Source organism: Alsobacter sp. KACC 23698, assembly GCF_045348435.1.
In the GTDB taxonomy this organism is placed as follows: domain Bacteria; phylum Pseudomonadota; class Alphaproteobacteria; order Rhizobiales; family Beijerinckiaceae; genus Alsobacter.
In genome coordinates, this window is the sequence record NZ_CP157484.1 from 619,352 (window position 1) to 638,469 (window position 19,118).

Genomic DNA, 19,118 nt, shown 5'->3' on the forward strand with positions numbered 1-19,118 from the left:
CTTCCGAAACGCCGCCAAGGACCTGACCGATGACGACCGCGCCCGCCAAACAGCTTCCCCATCTCGTGTTCGGCGGTGAGCTCGTCAGCCTCGACGGGACCGAGTTCAGGGACCTGTCCAAGCTCGACATCGTGGGCGTTTTCCCGAACTATGCGTCCGCCCATGCGGCATGGAAAGCCAAGGCGCAGTCCACGGTCGATAATGCCCATATGCGCTACTTCATCGTGCATCTTCATCGGTTGCTCGATCCGGCGAGCGCCTCCGGCGCGGCGGGCTGAGGCCCTGCCGACGCGGCCAGACCCATGTTGACCAGGATCGGACGCTCGCAAGGCGTGCAGACGGCCATCGGCCGCATGCTGGCCGGCTATCTGCGCCTGGTGGGCAGGACCAACCGCTTCAGCGTCGATCCGCCGGACCTGTTCGAGCGCCTCGACGCGCAGGCGCCGTTCATCTGCGCGCTGTGGCATGGCCAGCATTTCATGATCCCGCTCGGCAAGCGCCCGCAGGACCGCTACGCCGTGCTGATCTCGCGCCATGGCGACGGCGGCATCAACGCCGCCGCCTGCGAGAGCTTCGGCATCCGGCCGATCCGCGCCTCCGGCGGCAAGCCCTCCAAGATGCACAAGCGCGGCGGCGTCTACGGCCTGCGCGAGATGCTGCGGGCGCTGCAGCAGGGCGACAACGTCACCCTGACGGCCGACATTCCCAAGAAGGCCCGCATCGCGGGGCTCGGCATCGTCACCCTGGCGCGCATGTCGGGCCGGCCGATCATCCCGGCCGCGGTGGTGACCAGCCGGCGCATCACGCTGGCCAATTGGGACCGAACCTCCATCGGGCTGCCCTTCGGGCGAGGCGTGGTGGCCATCGGCGAACCCATCCACGTCGATCGCGACGCCGACGAGGCCGCCCTGGAAGAGGCGCGGGCCCGCCTGGAGCACGAGCTCGACGCCGTGCACGAGCGCGCCTTCCGGCTCGTGGGAGGCCGGGATCCGGGCGCGGCGCTGCGGCGCCCCATGCGGGAGAGGGCCGCGTGAGCGCGCTTCCGCTTTCGCTCCGCGTCTACGCGGCAGGGACCAGCCTCTTCGGCCCCTTCGCGCGCTTGCTGCTGGAGCAGCGCGCCCGCCGCGGCAAGGAGGAGCGCACCCGCATCGGCGAGCGCCGGGGGGAGCCGAGCGCCGCCCGCCCGCCCGGACGCCTCGCCTGGCTGCACGGGGCCAGCGTCGGCGAGACGCTGTCGCTCGTGCCGCTCGTCGAGCGGCTGACCCAGCGCGGCCTCAACGTGCTGGTCACGTCCGGCACCGTCACCTCGGCGCGGCTGCTGGAGCGCCGCCTGCCGCCGGGCGCCTGCTACCAGTTCGTGCCGCTGGACGTGCCGTCCTATGTGCGCCGCTTCCTGGACCACTGGCGGCCCGACCTCGTGCTGATCGCCGAGTCCGAGATCTGGCCCAATATGCTGATGGAGGCCGACAGGCGCGCCATCCCGCTCGTGCTGGTCAACGCCCGCATGTCGGAGCGCAGCTTCCGCCGCTGGCAGCGCATGCGCGGCATGATCGAGGCCGTGCTGTCGCGTTTCGACCTGTGCCTCGCCCAGACGACGGCGGACGCCGACAGGCTCGCTCGCCTCGGCGCCCCGCGGGTCGGGGTCGCCGGCAACCTCAAATTCGACGTGCCGCCTCCGCCGGCCGACCCGCTGCGGGTGTCGGCGCTGAACGGCGTCATCGCCGGCCGCCCGGTCTGGATCGCCGCCTCCACCCATCCGGGCGAGGAGGAGATCGTCGCCGCGGTCCACCGCGCCATCGCGCCGCACTTCCCGGGGCTGCTCACCATCATCGCCCCGCGCCATCCCCAGCGGGGTGCCGAGATCGTGGAGATCGCCGCCGATTTCGAGCTGCGCGCCGTCCAGCGGTCGCGCGGGCTGGAGCCGGAAAAGGGCGCGGACGTCTACGTGGCCGACACCATGGGCGAGCTTGGCCTCTTCTACCGCGTCGCGCCGGTGGTGTTCGTCGGCAAGTCGCTGGTGGGCGACGGCGGGCAGAACCCGATCGAGCCGGCCAAGCTGGGCGCGGCGATCCTGCATGGGCCCCATGTGCAGAACTTCGCCGACGTCTACGCCGCCCTCGACCGCGACGGCGGATCGCTCGCGATCCCGGACGCCCAGGAGCTGGCCAACACCCTGATGCGGCTCCTCAACGACGGCGCGAAGCTGCGCCGCATGGCGCGCGCGGCGGCCGCCACCGTGGAGGAACTCGGCGGCGCGATGGACCGCACCATGGCGGCGATCGAGCCCTATCTGATGCAGATGCGCCTGGAGGCGCGCTGATGCGCGCTCCCGCCTTCTGGCGGGAGACGGGGGGCGCGGCGCTGCTCCTGGCCCCGCTGGGGCAGGTCTACGGCGCCTTGGCGGCGCGCAGGATGGCCCGGGCGGGAGAACGGGCCGACGTCCCCGTCCTATGCGTGGGCAACTTCACGGCCGGCGGAGCCGGCAAGACCCCAACCGCGATCGCCCTCGCCGACGCGCTGCGGGCGCTCGGGTGGCGGCCGGCCTTCCTGTCGCGCGGCTATGGCGGGGCGGTGCGCGAGCCCATCCGGGTGGACCTGTCGCGGCACACCCACCAGCTCACCGGCGACGAGCCGCTGCTGCTGGCCCGCCACGCCCCGACCGTGGTGTCGCCCGACCGGGTGGCCGGCGCGAAGCTCGCGGCGGCGCTGGGCGACGTCATCGTGATGGATGACGGCCTGCAGAACCCGGCTCTCGCCAAGGACCTGCGCATCGCGGTGGTGGACGGCCAGTATGGGGTCGGAAACGGGCGCTGCATCCCGGCCGGACCGCTGCGCGCCCCTCTGGCGGCGCAGCTTGGCCATGTCGAGGCCGTGCTGGTGATCGGCGAGGGCGCCCCCGGCGCGGAAGTCGCCCGGCAGGCGCAAGCGGCCGGCGCGACCGTGCTGCACGCGGACCTGACGCCGGACCCGAAGGCCATCGCGGCGCTTCGCCGCGACCGGGTCTTCGCCTTTGCGGGGATCGGCAGGCCGGACAAGATGTTCGACACGCTGCGTGACGCCGGCGTGACAGTTGCGGAGCAGCGCGCCTTCCCGGACCACCACCGCTTCACCCGCGCCGACGCCGCGGCGCTGCTCGGCCAGGCCAGGACGCGCAAGCTGACGCCGGTCACCACCGAGAAGGACCTGGTGCGCCTGCGCGACGTGCTGGCGCCCGGCGAAGAGAGGATGCTGCGGGTGCTGCCCGTGCGGCTCGCCTTCAGGGACCCGGCCGCCCTCACGGCGCTCCTGGCCCGGCTGCCGCCGGTCCCCGCCAGGCGTTGAGCCGGCGCTAGGGGGCCTTCTGGCCGCCGAGCCGCTCGAGGACCGCCTCGCGCGACGCGTAGGCTTCCTGCCGGTCGACGTTCCAGTAGCGCAGCTCCTCGATCGGGATCGGCTGCCGCGTGACGGCGCACCGCACATAGGCGCCGGGCTTCACGATGCGGAAGTCGCCGTCGAGATATTCGACGACCGCTTCCCCCTGCACCGGCCCACGGCGGTCGAAACGGTTCAGCACGGGCATCACTCCTACTCGATCTTGCGGATGGTCGCCGGACAGGGGACACTCTGGGCGCTCACGCCCTGCGCCGCGATGGTGTATCGCAGGGCGCAGCATCCTCCAAGCCGCAGGCGTTCGTCATGCGTGTCACGTCCGTGCTGTCCGCCATCCTGGGAGCGGCCTGCGCCGGCGCGCTGGCCCTGTCCACGCCGGCCCGCGCGGAGCCGGAACGCATCCGGCTGCCGGGGTCGGATGTGGTGCTGGCGGCCGTGCTCTACAAGCCCGAGGGTCCGGGCCCGTTTCCGGCCGTGGTCGCCCTGCATGGCTGCGGCGGCCTGTTCCTGCGCAACGGCAAGGTGAGCCCGCGCGACGAGGACTGGGGCGAGCGCCTCGCCGCCCAGGGCTTCGCCGTGCTGATGCCCGACAGCTACGGCCCGCGCGCCGTCGGGCCGCAATGCCGCAACCGCGACAGGACCGTGCGGCCGAGCGCGCAACGGCAGGCCGACGCCCACGCGGCGCGCCGCTGGCTGCAAAGCCAACCCTTCGTGAAGCCCGAGGCGGTGTCGCTGATGGGCTGGTCGAACGGGGCGGCCACGACGCTCTACGCCATCAAGGACAGCAAGACGAGCCGCGCCGCGATGGGCGACGGCCCCGATTTCGCCCGTGCGGTGGCGTTCTACCCGGGATGCCGCGCCCTGGCCGCGCGCGGCGGCTACAAGCCCCGCGTGCCGCTGCTGATCCTGATGGGCGAGAACGACGACTGGACGCCGGTGGAGAGTTGCCGCCGGCTCGTCGAACAGGCGAAGGCCGCCGGCCGCACGGCGACCCTGGTCGCCTATCAGGGGGCCGTGCATGATTTCGACAGTCCCGGCGCGCCGGTCGTGACCCGCCGGGGGCTGGCCTTCACGGCCAGCGACACCGGCGAGGCCCAGGCCGGAACGGACCCGGCCGGCCGCGAGGACGCCATCGCGCGGGTGCCCGCCTTCCTGGCCCGCTGACCTGGCGCGCTGACCCGCCTCAGAGCAGGTTGGCGGCGAAGACCGGGTCCACCGAGCGGTCCCACGCAGTCTCGTAGAGCGCCAGCAGGTCGTCGGCGCGGGTGCGCCCCGTCGCGACGATCTCCTCCAGGGCGGCGACGTGGATGGTCTCGTCCTGGCCGGCCGCGTCGAGCCGCGCCCGCCGGGCGAGCCCCTTGCGCGACAGCGCCACCGCCTCGCGGGCGATGTCGTGGACGGATCCGCCCCGGAACGGCGCGGCCAGAGCGAGCCGGGGCGCGGCGTCGCGCAGCTGCTGCCGCTCCGCGTCGGTCCAGTCCTTCACCAGCTCCCAGGCTTCGTCCAGAACGCCCTGGTCGTAGAGCAGCCCGGTCCAGAAGGCCGGCAGCCCGACCACCATGTCGGAGAGGCCCATGTCGGCGCCGCGCATCTCCAGGTAGCGCTTCAGCCGGACCTCCGGGAACAAAGTGGACAGGTGGTTCGCCCAGTCGGAGATGGTGGCGCGCTCGCCCGGGAGCTGCGGCAGTTTCCCGCGCAGGAGGTCGCGGAACGAGGCGCCCGCCACGTCGTGATACGTGTCCCCGCGCTTGACGAAATACATCGGCACGTCGAGCGCGTAGTCGACATAGCGCTCGAAGCCCATGCCGCTCTCGAAGGCGAACGGGATCATGCCCGAGCGATTGTTGTCCGTGTCGCGCCAGATCTCGGAGCGGATGGACTTGAAGCCGTTCGGCTTGCCCTCCGTGAAGGGCGAATTGGCGAACAGCGCCGTCGCGACGGGCTGCAGCGCCAGCGAGACGCGCAGCTTCTTGACCATGTCGGCTTCGGTGGCGAAATCGAGGTTCACCTGCACGGTGCAGGTGCGGAACATCATGTCCAGCCCGCGCGAGCCGACCTTGGGCATGTAGTTCGCCATGATGGCGTAGCGCTGCTTCGGCATCACGGGCGTCTCGGCCCTGGTCCAGGTCGGGCTGTGGCCGAGGCCCAGGAAGCCGATGCCGAGGGGCGCGGCGACGGAGTTCACGGCGTCCATGTGCTGGGCCAGCTCGGAACGCGTCTCGTGCAGCGTCTCCACGGGCGCGCCGGACAGCTCGAACTGGCCGCCGGGCTCGAGCGAGATCGCGCCGCCGCCCATCGGATCGGAGAGGCCGATGATCGCCTCGCCATCCATGATGGCTTCCCAGCCGATGCGCGTCTGGAGACCCTCCAGGATGGCCCTGATCCCGCGCGGACCCGCAAAGGGGACCGGCGCATGGTCATGCGTGTAGAAGCCGAATTTCTCGTGCTCCGTGCCCAGCCTGAATTCCGACGCCGGCTTCAGGCCCTTCTCGAACCAGGCCACCAGTTCGGCGCGGTCTTCGATCGGCGTCGGGTCGGACTGGTCACGGGCCATGGGCGTTTCCTGGAACATCGGGCCTTGGGCAGGCCGGACTGCGTTCATTAATGCGCCCGCCGCAACGAAGCAATGACGGACGCCGCCATGTTGCTTGCGCGCGTGCAAGCTCGGGCAGAGCAGGCGGAAGGGTTTGCAAACGCCCGGCGGCCCCTGTGGGCAAGCCGCTCAGCTTTTGGGGTCGCCGCCCCAGACCTGCGACATCACGGACTGCAGGTTGCGCATATGCTGCTGCTGCACCTCGCGGCCCGTCTCGATCAGGCGGGTCAGCGCGTCCAGTCCGGCGGCGGGCGCGGCCGCCTCCTCCTGCCCGGGCGGCGGCGCGGTGGCTTGGGGCTCCGGCGGCGTCGCCTTGGCCTTCGCCTTCGCAGATGGCCTGGGCGGAGTGGGGGCGGGAGCCGGCTCCGGCTCCGGCGCGGCCGGAGGCGGCGCGGGCTCGGGCGTGGCGGAGCCAGCCGCCGAGAGCCCGGCCGCGCCGGCGGCCATCATCCGGCTGATCAACTCGCCCATGCCGGCGGGATCGAACGGGTTGGCGGGCGCCGGCGGCTCGGGCCTGGGCGGCGGCGGGCCGGCCATCAACTCGCCCAGGATCTCGCCCCAGTTCTCCGGAACTCCCATCGGCATGTCGGGCCCGTGGCCTGCGCCGCCGGACGGCGATCCGGTCCCGGGCGCAAGGCCCATCTGCTTCGCATAAGCGCCCGTCATGGCTGCGAGGCTATCGCCGAAGGTCTTCCACGCCCCGCCCTGCAGCATGGCGGCCATGGTCGGCAGCATCTGCTGCATCACGCTGGCGCTCATGCCGGTCGCGGCGGCCGCCTGGGCGGCGACCTGCCGGCCGAGGTCGCTGGAGCCGAACAGGGCGCCCAGCACCGCTTCGCCCTGCTGAGCGCCCTGCGGAGTGAAGGGATTGAAGGGCGTCGCGGCGGATGTCGGCGCGGGGGGCACCGAGAGCGCCGCCATCAGCAACGGCCAGGCCTGGGGGTTCTTCAGCTGGCGGCGCAGCGCGATCGTGAAGGCGGGCAGCAACGCGTCGACGGCGGCCTCGCTCTGGTTCGCCGTCAGGCCGAACTGGCGCGCCAGATTGTCGACCGCCTGGCCGCCTTGCGCGTTCTGCATCATCTCGAACAGGTTGATCATGGTGGCGGCCCTTCATGGGCTTCGTGGTTCACCGCCGGCCCGCTCGCTGGACCAACGTGCATTGCTCGCTTTCAACGTCTCATGGGTTGCGCCGATTGCCAAATCGACATCGGCGCGCGCTCAGGCGGTCGCAACGGCGTCCGCCGGCGCGCGCTCCGCCTTGCGGGCCAGCCGGCCGACCTGCGCATAGGCGGCCCACACCCCGCCGAGGCCGAACAGCACGGCGCCGGCGGCCTGCCCCAGCAACGCGCCTTCCGGGCCGCCGAGGCGCGCGCCCGCCATGGCGAACGGAATCGTCCCCAGCGTGGCCTTGCCCCAGTTGAACGCGGTGGCGAGCAGCGGAAAACCGAGATTGTTGAAGGCGGAATTCGCCACATAGAGCGCGCCGTGGAACATCCAGCTGCCCGCCAGGACGGTGCAGAAGAAGCGCACCAGCTCGGCCGTCTCCCCCTTGGCGGCGAAGACGAAGATGATTCCGTCGCGCGCCCAGAACAGCGCCGCCCATGCGACCAGCACGCTGGTCAGCGTGAAGACGAGGCCGTCGGTGAGCGTCCGGCGGACCCGGTCATAGAGGCGGGCGCCGAGATTCTGCCCGAAGATCGGGCCGACCGCGCCCGTCAGGGCGAACACGGCCGCGAAGGCGACGGGCGCCAGGCGCATCATGATCGCGTTGGCCGCCACGGCGCTCTCGCCGAAGGGCGCGATGACCGAGGTCATGAACCCGTTCGCCACCGGGGTGGCCAGGTTGGTGGCGATGGCCGGCGCGGCGATCCGGGCCACGGGCCAGACGTCCTCCAGGACCGCGCGCAGGTCGAAGGGGGCGACGAGATCGTGCACGCGCACCGCCGCCCGGTACCCGACGATGCAGAAGGTGACGCGCGACAGGACGACCGCCCAGGCCGCGCCGTCCGCCCCGAGCCCCGCGCCGAAGATCAGCAGCGGGTCGACGATGGCGGTCACGAGCCCGCCCGACAGCGTCACGAACATGCCCCGGCGCGCGTCGCCCGCGGCGCGCAGCACGCCGGAAAACGCCATCCCGAGCCCCATCAGGACGTTGGACGGCATGCTGATGGTGAGGAAGCGCACGGCCACGTCGCGGGCCTGGCCGGCGGCTCCCAGCTCCTGCAGGAGCAGATGCATGCTGGCCATCATCAACACGGCGACCAGCGCGCTGACGACCGCCGAATGCGCCAGCGCCGAGGCGGCGAGCCGCCGCGCATGCGCCCTGTCCCGGGCCCCCAGGGCGCGCGACACGACCGCCGAGACGGCGATGACGAGGCCGATATTCACCGACATGGCGAAGAACCCGACCGTGGTGGCGAAGCCCACGCCGGCCGTGATGTTCACGTCCTTGAGCCAGGAGATGTAGAGCAGCGACAACAGGTCCACGGCGAAGATCGCCAGCAGGCCGACCGCCCCCGTGGACGACATCACCACCACGTGCCGCAGGGTGGAGCCGCGCGTGAAGACCGCGTCGTCCCGTCCGGCGGCGGCGGCCGCGGCGCTCATGAGGCTCCGCCGGGCGCGTCGGCGTTGCTGCGCGCGGCGCCGTCGCGCGAATCGATGACGTCCTGCGTCTCGGCGGAGAGCGCCTTCGACTTCGCCTTCGGGGCGGTGAGAGGCTCGGGCGTGAAGCGCGGGGCGATCTTGGTGTAGTCGGCCGGGCGCAGCTTGCCCTCGGCCTGCTGCAGCGCCAGGCGCTGCTCGTCGCGGTCGCGCACGGCCTGGCGGACCTCCTCGGCCCTCTGCTCGTCGGCCCCCAGCGCGACCAGGGTCTCGCGGCCGAACTCCAGCGCCGAGACGAGCGTCTCGCGCACCTGGTAGTCGACCCCGGCCTTGATCAGGTCGACCGCATGGATGCGGTCATAGGCGCGGGCGTGGACCTGAGCGAGCGGGAAGTTCAGCCGCACCAGCTCCACGATGGCGAGCGCGGCGTGGCGATCGTCGACGCACACCGCGATGACGCGGGCGGTGCCAGCCCCGCTCGCCCGCAGCACGTCGAGGCGGCAGCCGTCGCCGTAATAGACCTTGAAGCCGAACCGTCCGGCCGCCTTGATGCGGTCCACGTCCTTGTCGATGACGGTGACGTCGACGCCGTCGGCGAGCAGCACCTGCGTGGCGAGCTGGCCGAAGCGGCCGAAACCGATCACCAGCGCGGCGCCATGCGCCCCGTCGAAGCTGTCGAGGTCGAATTCCGGAGCCGGCCGGGAGGCGTCCCGGCGCTCCAGCGCGATCTCGACGCCCTTGGCCACCACCGGGCCCAGCACCATGGTGAGCGCCGCCACCGCGGAGGCGAGGCCCGCCTGCGCCGGCGACAGGATCGCGAGCGCGCCCGCCATCGGGACAAGGACGAAGGAGAATTCGCCCGCCGGCGCGAGCAGCGCCGCGCTGCGCAGGGCGTCGCGCCGGGGCGACCCCATCCAGCGCTCCAGCGCATAGGCGACGCCGATCTTGAGCGCGATCAGGCCGGCGGCGGCCAGCGCCAGCAGCAGCGCGTTGGACAGGATCAGCCGGGCGTCCATGCCCATGCCGACGCTCATGAAGAACAGGCCCAGCAGCAGCCCGCGGAAGGGCTCGATGTCGGCCTCGAGTTGGTGCCTGAAGTTGGATTCAGCCAGCAGCAGCCCCGCCAGGAACGCGCCGAGCGCCATCGACATGCCGGCGTGCTCCATGATGAGCGCGGCGCCGAGCACCACCAGGAGCGCCGCGGCCGTCATCACCTCGCGGGCCTCCGTCCAGGCCAGCACCCGGAAGAACGGGTTCAGCAGGTAGCGGCCGGCTAGCACGATGGCGGCGATGGAGCCCAGCGCCTGGGCGGTCGCCAGCAGGCCGCCCGTCAGATCCGTGCCGCCGGCGTTGGCCGAGCCGGGGGCCAGCAGCGGCACGAGCGCCAGGATCGGCACCACGGACATGTCTTGGAACAGCAGGACCGCGAAGGTGCGCTGCCCGTGCGGGGTCTGCAGCGTGCCGCGCTCGTCCAAAATCTGCAGCGCGATGGCGGTGGCCGAGAGGGCCAGCGACACGCCCAGCAGGATCGCCCCGTTCAGCGGCACGCCGAGCGGAATGGCGGCGGCGGCGATCACGGCTCCGGAGACGAGGAACTGCGCCGCGCCCAGGCCGAAGATGTCGCGCCGCATGGCGAGCAGCTTGCTGGGCTTCAGCTCCAGCCCGATCACGAAGAGCAGCATCACGACGCCGATCTCCGCCACGGTGCGGACCATGTTGGCGTCGGTGAAGAGCCGCAGGCCCGCCGGCCCGATGGCCAGACCTGCGACCAGATAGCCGATCACGGCCCCGAGACCCAGCCGCTTGAACAGCGGCACGGCCACGACGGCGCTGAGACAGAAAATCAGGATCGGCGCGAGGAAGCTCGCCTCGGAATGTTCAGCCATGCCGCCTCTTGGGGGAGATCGAAACCGCACTCTAAGCCGCCGGGCCGCCGGAGGCGAGGGCCGCGCCGCAAGCGAGGGCTTGCAGGCCTCCTCGAGCGGACCCGTCGCCCGGCTCGCCCGGCTTGACCTCGCACGGTCCAGCCCCCACAAGGTCTGGCGGCCTACGGGCCGACGAAGCGTCCGCCGGGCCGGCCGGAGGCAACCCCAGCGTCCCATGATGACAGACGAAAAGCCGCCTCTGACCGTGCTTCTCTGCGCCCCTCGCGGCTTTTGCGCCGGGGTTGTGCGCGCTATCGACGCGGTGGAGCAGGCCCTGAAGGCCTATGGCCCGCCGGTCTATGTGCGCCACGAGATCGTGCACAACAAATATGTCGTGGAGAGCCTGCGACGCAAAGGCGCGGTCTTCGTGGACGAACTTTCCGAGATTCCCGAGACCTCGGCGCCGGTGGTGTTCTCCGCCCACGGCGTGCCGAAATCCGTGCCCGCCGAGGCCGCCGAGCGCCGCTTCTTCGCCGTCGACGCGACGTGCCCGCTGGTCACCAAGGTCCATCGCGAGGCCGAGGTGCACTGGAGGCGCGGCCGCACGGTCGTGCTGGTCGGGCATTCCGGCCACCCCGAAGTGGTGGGCACGATGGGGCAGCTCCCCGCGGGCGCGGTGCTGCTGGTCGAGACCGTCGCGGACGTGGAGCGCCTGCAGCCGCAGGACCCGCAGACGCTGGCCTTCGTGACGCAGACGACCCTTTCGGTCGACGACACCCGCGAGATCGTGGATGCGCTGCGCGCCCGTTTCCCGGCCATCGTCGCGCCCCACAAGGAGGACATCTGCTACGCCACCACCAACCGGCAGGAGGCCGTGAAGGCCGTCGCGCCGCGGGTTGACGCGATGCTGGTGGTGGGCTCGCCCAATTCGTCCAACTCGCAGCGCCTCAAGGAGGTCGCCGAGCGGGCCGGGTGCCCGGTGGCGCGCCTGGTGCTGCGCGCGCAGGACATCGACTGGGACGCCTTCGGCGCCATCGGTTCGCTCGGCGTCACGGCCGGCGCATCGGCGCCCGAGGTGCTGGTGGAGGAGATCATCGACGCCTTCGCGGCGCGCTACGCCGTCACGGTCGAGACCGTGTCGACCGCCGACGAGAGCGTGTTCTTTCCCTTGCCGCGCGAGCTGCGCGGCGCGGCCGCGGAGTAGGGCGGTGGCGGTCTACACCGACGTCTCCGACGAGGAGCTCTCCGCCTTCGCATCCCGCTACGACCTCGGGGCCGTGCTGGCCGCCAAGGGCATCGCGGAGGGCGTGGAGAACTCCAACTACCTGCTCCACACCGAGAAGGGCTTCTACATCCTCACGCTCTACGAGAAGCGCGTGCGCGAGGAGGACCTGCCCTTCTTCATCGGCCTGATGCAGCACCTGGCGGCCGCCGGCCTGACCTGCCCAGTTCCGGTGCGCAACCGCGAGGGCGAGGCGCTGGGCCGGCTCGCCGGCCGTCCGGCCTGCATCGTGACCTTCCTGGACGGCATGGGCGTGCGCCGGCCGGGCGTCGGCCACTGCGCCTCGGTCGGCGAAGCCCTGGCCCGCCTTCACCTCGCCGGGGCCGATTTCCCGATGCGGCGCGCCAACGCGCTCTCGGTCCGGGGCTGGCGGCCGCTCTTCGAGGCCGCGCAGGCGCGCGCCGACACGGTCGCGCCGGGCCTGGCCAAGGCGACCGAGGAGGCGCTGGCGCGGCTGGAGGCGGAGTGGCCAGGCGACCTGCCGGAAGGCGTGATCCACGCCGACCTGTTCCCCGACAACGTCTTCTTCCTCGGACCGCGCCTGTCGGGCCTGATCGACTTCTACTTCGCCTGCACGGACGCCTTCGCGTATGACCTCGCGGTGTGCCTGAACGCCTGGTGCTTCGAGGCGGACGGGTCCTACAACCTCACCAAGGGGCAGGCGATGATCGCCGGCTACGAGCGCGTCCGCCCGCTCTCGGGCGGCGAGCTGGAGGCCTTGCCGGTGCTGTGCCGGGGCGCGGCGCTGCGCTTCATGCTGACCCGGCTGGTCGACTGGCTCAACGTGCCGCCCGGCGCGCTGGTGCGCCCGAAGGACCCGCTGGAATATTACCGCAAGCTGCGCTTTCACGAGCGCGCGGCGACCGCATCCGACTACGGGAGACGCACGTGACCGACGCCGCCGAGAGCCCGGACCGGGTCACGGTCTACACCGACGGCGCATGCTCCGGAAATCCCGGCCCGGGCGGCTGGGGCGCGCTGCTGGTCTATGGCGAGAAGAAGAAGATCCTGAAAGGCGGCGAGCCGCTGACCACCAACAACCGCATGGAGCTGATGGCCGCCATCATGGCCCTGGAGGCCCTGAAGCGCCCCTGCGTGGTCGACCTCTGGACCGACAGCCAATATGTCCGCCAGGGCGTCACCACCTGGATCCATGGCTGGAAGCGCAATGGCTGGAAGACGGCCGACAAGAAGCCCGTGAAGAACGCCGAACTCTGGCAGCAGCTCGACGCCGCCAGGGCGAAGCACACCGTCCAGTTCCACTGGGTGAAGGGCCACGCCGGCCACACCGAGAACGAGCTCGTGGACGGGCTGGCGCGCGAGGGAATGGCGCCCTTCCTGCCCAAGAAGCGCCAGGGCGCAGCCGCCGGGTAGGGCGGCTCAGCCCGGTCGGCGAGGCTCGCCCGGCTGAGCCCAGGAGACGCGCAGGCTCTCCCCCGGCGTCCGGGAGAGAGCGGCGCGGCCGATCACATCTGCTTCAGCAGGTTCTCCGCCCCGGAGATGTCGGCCTTGGACGGCGTGTCCTCGACATTGAGCACGCGCACCACGCCGTCGTCGACCAGCATCGAGTAGCGCTGCGAGCGGGTGCCGAGCCCGAAGCCCGAGCCGTCGAGGGCGAGGCCCAGCGCCTTGGCGAAATCGCCGTTGCCGTCCGACAGGAACTCGATCTTGCCCGCGCCTCCCGTGGACTTCGCCCAGGCGTCCATGACGAAGACGTCGTTGACGCCCGTGACCGCGATGGCGTCGACGCCCTTGGCCTTGAGGGCGTCGTAGTGCGTCAGGAAGCTCGGCAGGTGGTTCTTGTGGCAGGTGGGCGTGAAGGCGCCCGGCACGGCGAAGAGCACGACCTTGCGGCCCTTGAAGATTTCGTCCGTGGTCTTGGGGGTCGGCCCGCCCTCGGTCATGACGCGGAACGTGGTTTCAGGCAGATGGTCGCCGACTGCGATGCTCATCGAGGAACTCTCCTAGGGGATGCCAGGCCGTGGCCCGGGTGGAAGGCGCTGCGCGCCGCCGCGCTGAGATCTAGTGCGGCTTGGGCTCGGCGTCGAGACGGGTCTCGACCTCGATTGCGGTCCCGCCGACGCTCAGCGTGATGGTGACCGGGAGGCCGGCGAGCCGGGCGTCGGTCGGGGCCGCATCCACCGCCAGGCGCCACGTCACCCGACGGGCGTCCCGCGACGGCTCGTCCTTGACGAGGGCCGGCGCGCCGAACAACCAGTCCTGCCCGGCCTCGGCGAAGAGCTCCACAGGGTCGGCGCCGGGCGGGATGACGGCTGACACCGCAATCGACCCGCCGTCCGCCGCGGCCGCGGCCGCCTCGATCGACGGCGGCGCGCCGGACCCGGCGGGCTTGCGGACGGGCGCCCTGGCCTCCGCCGCCGCGACGGCGGGCGCAAAGGGCGGGGCGGCGGCTCCCGAACCCAGCGGGAGGCGGGCCTCGCCCTTCACCGGAATGCAGATCTGCTCGCACACCGCGTAGTCGAGCTTGAGGTTCAGCGCGGCGGGCCTGGCGGGATTCGCGAGGGTCACGCGCAGCGGCAGCAGCACGGATTCCTTGTAGCCGATGGAGGATCCCGCCGCGTCCTCGAAGCGCGCCGGCAAGGGCCAGCGCACCTCGACCGCCTTGACGTTGTCCGAGCCGGACCAGTCGAAGCTCGGCGGAAGGCCAGAGTCGCCCGGCGTGCGCCAATAGGTCTTGAAATGCGGGTCCAGCCGGATCTCGATCCCGGCCTTCCGGAGCCCGGGCGCCTCCGCAGCCCCGCCGTCGACGAGCCTGAAGGACGCGTGGAAACCCGACGCCCAGGTGGACGCGCCGGCGTCGGCGGCGTGCGGGAGGGAGGGGGCGGAGGCCGCCAGCATCGCCCCGAGGGCGAGGGCCAGCCCGACGCGGAAGGCTCTCTTGCGTATCATGCGGCTCCTCATGACAGAGCCAGTCGCCGGCGCAAAGCCACGAGCGCGTGAAGGGACGCGCAGGCGGCCCGGGGGAACGACCAATGGGTCACCGCGTTGGCTTCGCAGGCAAAAGGGCATACGATCATGCACCTCGAGACGTTTGAGACTTCCGTCGCTATGAGCGCCCGCGGCTTCCTGGACGGCCAACTCCTGATCGCTATGCCGGGGATGCCGGATTCGCGCTTCACCCGCACCGTGATCTATGTGTGCGCTCATTCGCCGGAAGGCGCGATGGGGCTGGTGATCAACCAGCCGGCCCCCAACATCGAGTTCCCCAGCCTCCTGGAACAGCTCGAAATCATTCCGGCCGAGAGCGGCATCCGCCTGCCCGAGCGGGCCGAGCGGTTCAAGGTGCTGAAGGGCGGCCCCGTCGAGACCGGGCGCGGCTTCGTCCTGCACTCGTCCGATTTCTACATCGACAAATCGACCCTGCCGATCGACGACGGCATCTGCCTCACCGCGACCGTGGACATCCTGCGCGCCATCGCGGCCGGAGAGGGTCCGCGCGACGCCATCCTGGCGCTCGGCTATGCGGGATGGGGCGCGGGGCAGCTGGAGACCGAGATCAACGAGAATGGCTGGCTCCACTGCGAGCCCGATCCGGAGCTCGTCTTCGACACCGGTTTCGAGACCAAGTACGAGCGGGCGCTGCGCAAGATCGGCATCGACCCGGCCATGCTGTCCAGCGAAGCCGGACACGCCTGAGCCTGCTGCTGCGAAAAGGTGGATTCCGGCTTTTCGCACGACGCATGCGACCACTTAAAAACCTGGACCACGCTGCGTTTCCATCAAAACACCGCGTGGTCTAGGCGGCTTCGGTCGCCGCGCCCACGAGCTTGCGGGCCTCCAGCGCCGTCATCGGCGGCCCGAAGGCGTAGCCCTGGGCGTGCTCGCAGCCGAGCTGGTAGAGCTCGATGGCGTCGGACTCCGTCTCCGCCCCTTCCGCCACCACTTCCATCCCGAGATCATGCGCCAGCGTCACGATCGAGCGCAGGATGATCGGGCGCGTCCCCTTGCTGTCGGGCTTCACGAAGGAGCGGTCGATCTTGATCGTGTCGAAGGGGAAGCGCTGCAGGTAGCTCAGCGACGAATAGCCCGTGCCGAAATCGTCCAGCGACAGGCCTGCGCCGAGATCCGCGATCCGGGTCAGGATCTGGGTGGCGTATTCGGGGTTCTCCATCACCAGGCTCTCGGTGATCTCCAGCTTCAGCGTGCCGCGGTGCACGGGCCAGCGCGACAGCACCATCTTGACGTCCTGCAGCAGGTCGTGCCGCAGCAATTGCCGGCTGGAGACGTTGACGCTGGCGAAGATCGGCGGGTCGACCTCCAGGGCCCGCTGCCAGGCCGCGAGCTCCTGGGCGGTGCGCTCCAGCGCGAAGACGCCCAGATCGATGATGAGCCCGCTCTCCTCCGCGATGCTGATGAACTCCGCCGGCGCGAGCCGCCCCAGCTTGGGGTGATCCCACCGCATCAGCGCCTCGAAGCCGGCGACCGTGCGGTCCTCCAGCCGGACAATGGGCTGGAACAGGATCTTGATCTCGCCGCGCTCGACCGCCCGCCGCAGATCCATCTCCAGCGCGAGCCTGTCGGTGCGCTGAGCCCGCATCGCGGGGCGGAAGACCTCGATGCGGTCGCCGCCGAGCCGCTTGGCGTGCACCATGGCGATCTCGGCGCTGCGCAGCACGTCCTCGCCCTTGGATTGCGAGCTCGGGTCGGGCAGGGCGATGCCGGTCGAGGCGGTCAGGAAGATCTCCCGGTCGCCGAACACCACCGGCGTGGTCACCACGCGGCGGATCGTGTCGGCCAGCATGGTGATGCGCTCGGGCTCGCGCTCGGAGAGCAGGAGGAGCCCGAACTGGTCGCCGGTGATGCGCGCCAGCGTGTCCTGCGGCTTCAGCAGCCGGCCGAGACGGCGCGCCACCGCGAGCAGGATGGAATCGCCTGCCGGAAGTCCCACCGACTCGTTGATCTGCTTGAACCGGTCGAGGTCCAGCACGATCACGGTCGGCCGCACTGAGTCGTCGGATCGCGCCAGGGTGAGGGCGGCGTCGAGCCGGTCGAGGAACAGGCGGCGATTGGGCAGGCCGGTGAGGTTGTCGTGCACGGCGTCGTGCAGGATGCGCTCCTCGGCGGTCTTCGCCTCCGTGACGTCGCCCAGCGTGCCCACCACCCGTACGACCTCGCCGTCCGAGCCGACCACGGGGCGCGCCTTCATGGCGTACCAGTAATAGTGGCCATCGGCCGTTTTCAGCCGGAAATCGAGCGCAACGCGGCCGCGGCGCTGCTCCAGCACGGCGTCGAGCGTGGCGCGGAAGCGGTCGCGGTCGAAGGGGTGCATCACCTCCAGCCAGTTGGCCGCCGGCCCCTCCAGCGTGCCGCGCTTCAGCCCCAGATAGGCCTCCACCTCGGGGCTGACGAACACCCGGTCCGCCGCCACGTCCCAGTCGAACACCGTGTCGCCGGATCCGGCCAGCGCCAGCGCCTTGCGCTCGGCGTCGCTCACCAGTCCCTGCGCTAGAGCGCCCCCCGCGAAGGCGTGCTGCATCACCGTGAAGCCGATCAGCATGACGATGAGCACCAGGCCGCCGAGGAGGGCCGGGGAGACGAAGTCGTTGTTGAGCTGCCCGACCACCGCGAAGGCCGTGGCGATGACCCAGACCAGCAGCAGGAACCAGGTCGGCGCGAGCAGCACCGCCCGGTCATAGCCATGCGTGGAGAGGTAGATGACGAGCAGGAAGCCCACCGCCGCCACCGCCGCGATCGAGATGCGGGCGACGCCCGCCGCCAGGACCGGGTCGAACACCGCCAGCCCGATGAGCGCGGTGAGGAACACCAGCCAGCCCGCGGTCACGTGGCTGTAGCGCACATGCCAGCGGTTGAGGTTCAGATAGGCGAAGAGGAAGACCAGCAGGGTGGCGGCCAGCACCGCCTCCGCGGTGGCTCGGTACATCTGCTCGCCCTGCGGCGTCGTCGGGACGATCTTCTGCCAGAAGCCGAAATCGATGCACACATAGGCCAGCACCGCCCAGGCGAGCGCGGCGGCGGCGGGGAAGATCACCGCCCCCTTGACCACGAACACGATGGTGAGGAACAGCGCCAGCAGGCCCGCGATGCCGATCACGATGCCGCGGTACAGAGTGAGGCCGTTGGCCTTCTCCTTGTAGTCGTCCGGGTTCCACAGATAGAGCTGCGGCAGCCGCGGATTCGCCAGCTCGGCGATGTAGGTCACGGTGGAGCCCGGATCGAGCACGATCTCGAAGATGTCCGCCTCGGCGTTGTCCTCGCGGTCGGGGCTCTCGCCCTGGCTGGCCGTCACGGCCGTGATGCGGGTGGCGCCGAGGTCCGGGGCGACCACGCCGGAGTTCACCAGCCTGAAATGCGGGGCCACGAGCCAGCGGGTCAGCTGTTCGTTCGTGTCGTTCTTGAGCGCGAAGACGATCCAGTCCGGCCTCGTGCCGGCTTCCTTCGCCTTGATGGCGATGCGCCGGACGATGCCGTCGGCGCCCGGGGCCGTCGAGATCTGGATCAGGTCCCCGTCCGAGCGCGAGCGCTCGACGAAGGGCAGCAGGTCCACCGCCGCGCTTCCGGTCCTCACCGACACCGGGTCGAGCGCCAGGGCCGTCCCGGGGATCACCGCGATGGCGAATGCGAACCCGACGACTGCGAGGAGGATGCGGAAAAGGCGCAAAGACAAAACCCTGGAGGATCGAACGCCGGTGGTCGCGAGCGGCCGCAAGGCGTCAGCAGTCGTAGCGGGAGCCTGATGGGAGGGCAAGGCGGGCTCGCCCCTTTGGGATTTTCACGGGGGACGCAGCGGGACGCGCCCCCGTGCGGCTTGGTGGCCGGGATTCAAGGCGAGGGTGTGTCGGCGGAGAAGTCGCTGCGCAACAAGGCGTAGAGGAGGTGGTCCTGCCAGGCGCCGTCGATGCACAGATATTGGCGGGCGTAGCCCTCGCGCTGGAAGCCGACCCGCTCCAGGAGGCGCATCGAGGGCGCGTTGTAGGGCACGCAGGCCGCCTCGATTCGCCGCAACCTGAGCGTCTCGAAGGCGTAGCTCGCCGCGAGGCGGACCGCCGCGGTCATGTAGCCCTTGCCAGCGTGTCGCTGGCCCATCCAGTAGCCGAGCGTGGTGGCCTGAGAGACGCCGCGGCGCACCATCCCGAGGGTGAGCCCGCCCAGCAGCGCGCCGTCGGCCTCGCGGAAGAGGAAGAATGGGTAGGCGGAGTCCTCCTCGATCTCGCGGGCGTATCGCTTGATGCGCCGCCGGAACGCCGCGCGGGTCAGGTCGTCCGCCGGCCAGATCGGCTCCCAGGGCTTGAGGAAGTCGCGGCTGGCCTCGCGCAGCGCCGCCCAGGCCTCGAAGTCCTCCGCCCGCGGGATGCGCAGGTGGAGGCCCGTCCCCCGCATGGCGGGCGGATCTTCCGATGCGATCGGCAGGCGGAAGAACGCCATC

The 19,118-nt window shown here is 71.1% G+C and carries 18 protein-coding genes; 9 read left to right on the forward strand and 9 right to left on the reverse strand.

Annotated features, from left to right (window positions below):
• Positions 1-29 precede the first annotated feature (29 nt).
• From ABEG18_RS02780 to lpxK, 4 genes are read left to right on the forward strand one after another with little or no spacing between them, the layout of a single operon-like run.
• Positions 30-278 carry a DUF4170 domain-containing protein gene (locus tag ABEG18_RS02780; RefSeq protein ID WP_406856574.1) on the forward strand — a complete coding sequence of 83 codons (249 nt, stop codon included), beginning with the start codon at positions 30-32 and terminating at the stop codon, positions 276-278.
• A gap of 24 nt (positions 279-302) precedes the next feature.
• Positions 303-1,034, forward strand: a complete 732-nt coding sequence (locus ABEG18_RS02785; protein ID WP_406856575.1) for a lysophospholipid acyltransferase family protein — start codon at positions 303-305, stop codon at positions 1,032-1,034.
• Complete coding sequence (locus tag ABEG18_RS02790; protein WP_406856576.1) at positions 1,031-2,320, forward strand: 3-deoxy-D-manno-octulosonic acid transferase; 1,290 nt, start codon at positions 1,031-1,033, stop codon at positions 2,318-2,320. The genes ABEG18_RS02785 and ABEG18_RS02790 overlap by 4 nt, the downstream gene beginning before the upstream one ends.
• On the forward strand, positions 2,320-3,321 hold the full coding sequence (gene lpxK, locus ABEG18_RS02795; RefSeq protein ID WP_406856577.1) for a tetraacyldisaccharide 4'-kinase: 1,002 nt from the start codon (positions 2,320-2,322) through the stop codon (positions 3,319-3,321). Before ABEG18_RS02790 ends, lpxK begins: the two co-directional genes overlap by 1 nt.
• A 7-nt stretch (positions 3,322-3,328) precedes the next feature.
• On the opposite strand, the gene ABEG18_RS02800 is transcribed toward lpxK, so the two are convergent.
• Positions 3,329-3,550, reverse strand: a complete 222-nt coding sequence (locus ABEG18_RS02800) for a DUF2093 domain-containing protein (RefSeq protein ID WP_406858520.1) — start codon at positions 3,548-3,550, stop codon at positions 3,329-3,331.
• Between the two features lie 125 nt (positions 3,551-3,675).
• Between ABEG18_RS02800 and ABEG18_RS02805 the strand changes: the two genes are divergently transcribed.
• On the forward strand, positions 3,676-4,533 hold the full coding sequence (locus tag ABEG18_RS02805; RefSeq protein WP_406856578.1) for a dienelactone hydrolase family protein: 858 nt from the start codon (positions 3,676-3,678) through the stop codon (positions 4,531-4,533).
• A 19-nt stretch (positions 4,534-4,552) separates the two neighbouring features.
• On the opposite strand, the gene ABEG18_RS02810 is transcribed toward ABEG18_RS02805, so the two are convergent.
• The 4 genes from ABEG18_RS02810 to ABEG18_RS02825 all read right to left on the reverse strand — a co-directional run bounded on the left by ABEG18_RS02810 (position 4,553) and on the right by ABEG18_RS02825 (position 10,452).
• Entirely contained in the window at positions 4,553-5,923 is a 1,371-nt protein-coding gene (locus ABEG18_RS02810; RefSeq protein WP_406856579.1) for a glutamate--cysteine ligase, read from the reverse strand.
• Between the two features lie 168 nt (positions 5,924-6,091).
• Positions 6,092-7,060 (reverse strand): DUF937 domain-containing protein, encoded by a 969-nt coding sequence (locus ABEG18_RS02815; protein ID WP_406856580.1) that lies wholly within the window; start codon positions 7,058-7,060, stop codon positions 6,092-6,094.
• 120 nt (positions 7,061-7,180) lie between these two features.
• Positions 7,181-8,569 (reverse strand): MATE family efflux transporter, encoded by a 1,389-nt coding sequence (locus ABEG18_RS02820; RefSeq protein WP_406856581.1) that lies wholly within the window; start codon positions 8,567-8,569, stop codon positions 7,181-7,183.
• Positions 8,566-10,452, reverse strand: a complete 1,887-nt coding sequence (locus ABEG18_RS02825) for a monovalent cation:proton antiporter-2 (CPA2) family protein (RefSeq protein WP_406856582.1) — start codon at positions 10,450-10,452, stop codon at positions 8,566-8,568. The genes ABEG18_RS02820 and ABEG18_RS02825 overlap by 4 nt, the downstream gene beginning before the upstream one ends.
• Positions 10,453-10,666: 214 nt before the next feature.
• Here ABEG18_RS02825 and ispH point away from each other — a divergent pair, with 214 nt between their 5' ends.
• From ispH to rnhA, 3 genes are read left to right on the forward strand one after another with little or no spacing between them, the layout of a single operon-like run.
• Entirely contained in the window at positions 10,667-11,635 is a 969-nt protein-coding gene (ispH, locus tag ABEG18_RS02830) for a 4-hydroxy-3-methylbut-2-enyl diphosphate reductase (RefSeq protein ID WP_406856583.1), read from the forward strand.
• A gap of 4 nt (positions 11,636-11,639) precedes the next feature.
• A complete protein-coding gene (gene thrB / locus ABEG18_RS02835) occupies positions 11,640-12,605 on the forward strand; it encodes a homoserine kinase (RefSeq protein WP_406856584.1) in 966 nt (321 codons plus the stop codon).
• Positions 12,602-13,087, forward strand: coding sequence for a ribonuclease HI (rnhA, locus tag ABEG18_RS02840; RefSeq protein ID WP_406856585.1), 486 nt, complete (start codon positions 12,602-12,604; stop codon positions 13,085-13,087). The genes thrB and rnhA overlap by 4 nt, the downstream gene beginning before the upstream one ends.
• A 92-nt stretch (positions 13,088-13,179) precedes the next feature.
• Here the strand turns inward: rnhA and ABEG18_RS02845 are convergent, their stop codons facing one another.
• Together ABEG18_RS02845 and ABEG18_RS02850 are read right to left on the reverse strand one after the other, a co-directional pair.
• Positions 13,180-13,665 carry a peroxiredoxin gene (locus tag ABEG18_RS02845; protein ID WP_406856586.1) on the reverse strand — a complete coding sequence of 162 codons (486 nt, stop codon included), beginning with the start codon at positions 13,663-13,665 and terminating at the stop codon, positions 13,180-13,182.
• 70 nt (positions 13,666-13,735) lie between these two features.
• On the reverse strand, positions 13,736-14,623 hold the full coding sequence (locus ABEG18_RS02850) for a protein-disulfide reductase DsbD domain-containing protein (RefSeq protein WP_406856587.1): 888 nt from the start codon (positions 14,621-14,623) through the stop codon (positions 13,736-13,738).
• 126 nt (positions 14,624-14,749) lie between these two features.
• Between ABEG18_RS02850 and ABEG18_RS02855 the strand changes: the two genes are divergently transcribed.
• On the forward strand, positions 14,750-15,370 hold the full coding sequence (locus tag ABEG18_RS02855) for a YqgE/AlgH family protein (protein ID WP_406856588.1): 621 nt from the start codon (positions 14,750-14,752) through the stop codon (positions 15,368-15,370).
• A gap of 100 nt (positions 15,371-15,470) precedes the next feature.
• Here the strand turns inward: ABEG18_RS02855 and ABEG18_RS02860 are convergent, their stop codons facing one another.
• Positions 15,471-18,353 carry an EAL domain-containing protein gene (locus ABEG18_RS02860; protein ID WP_406856589.1) on the reverse strand — a complete coding sequence of 961 codons (2,883 nt, stop codon included), beginning with the start codon at positions 18,351-18,353 and terminating at the stop codon, positions 15,471-15,473.
• Between the two features lie 161 nt (positions 18,354-18,514).
• On the reverse strand, positions 18,515-19,117 hold the full coding sequence (locus ABEG18_RS02865; RefSeq protein WP_406856590.1) for a GNAT family N-acetyltransferase: 603 nt from the start codon (positions 19,115-19,117) through the stop codon (positions 18,515-18,517).
• Between the last annotated feature and the right edge of the window lies 1 nt (position 19,118).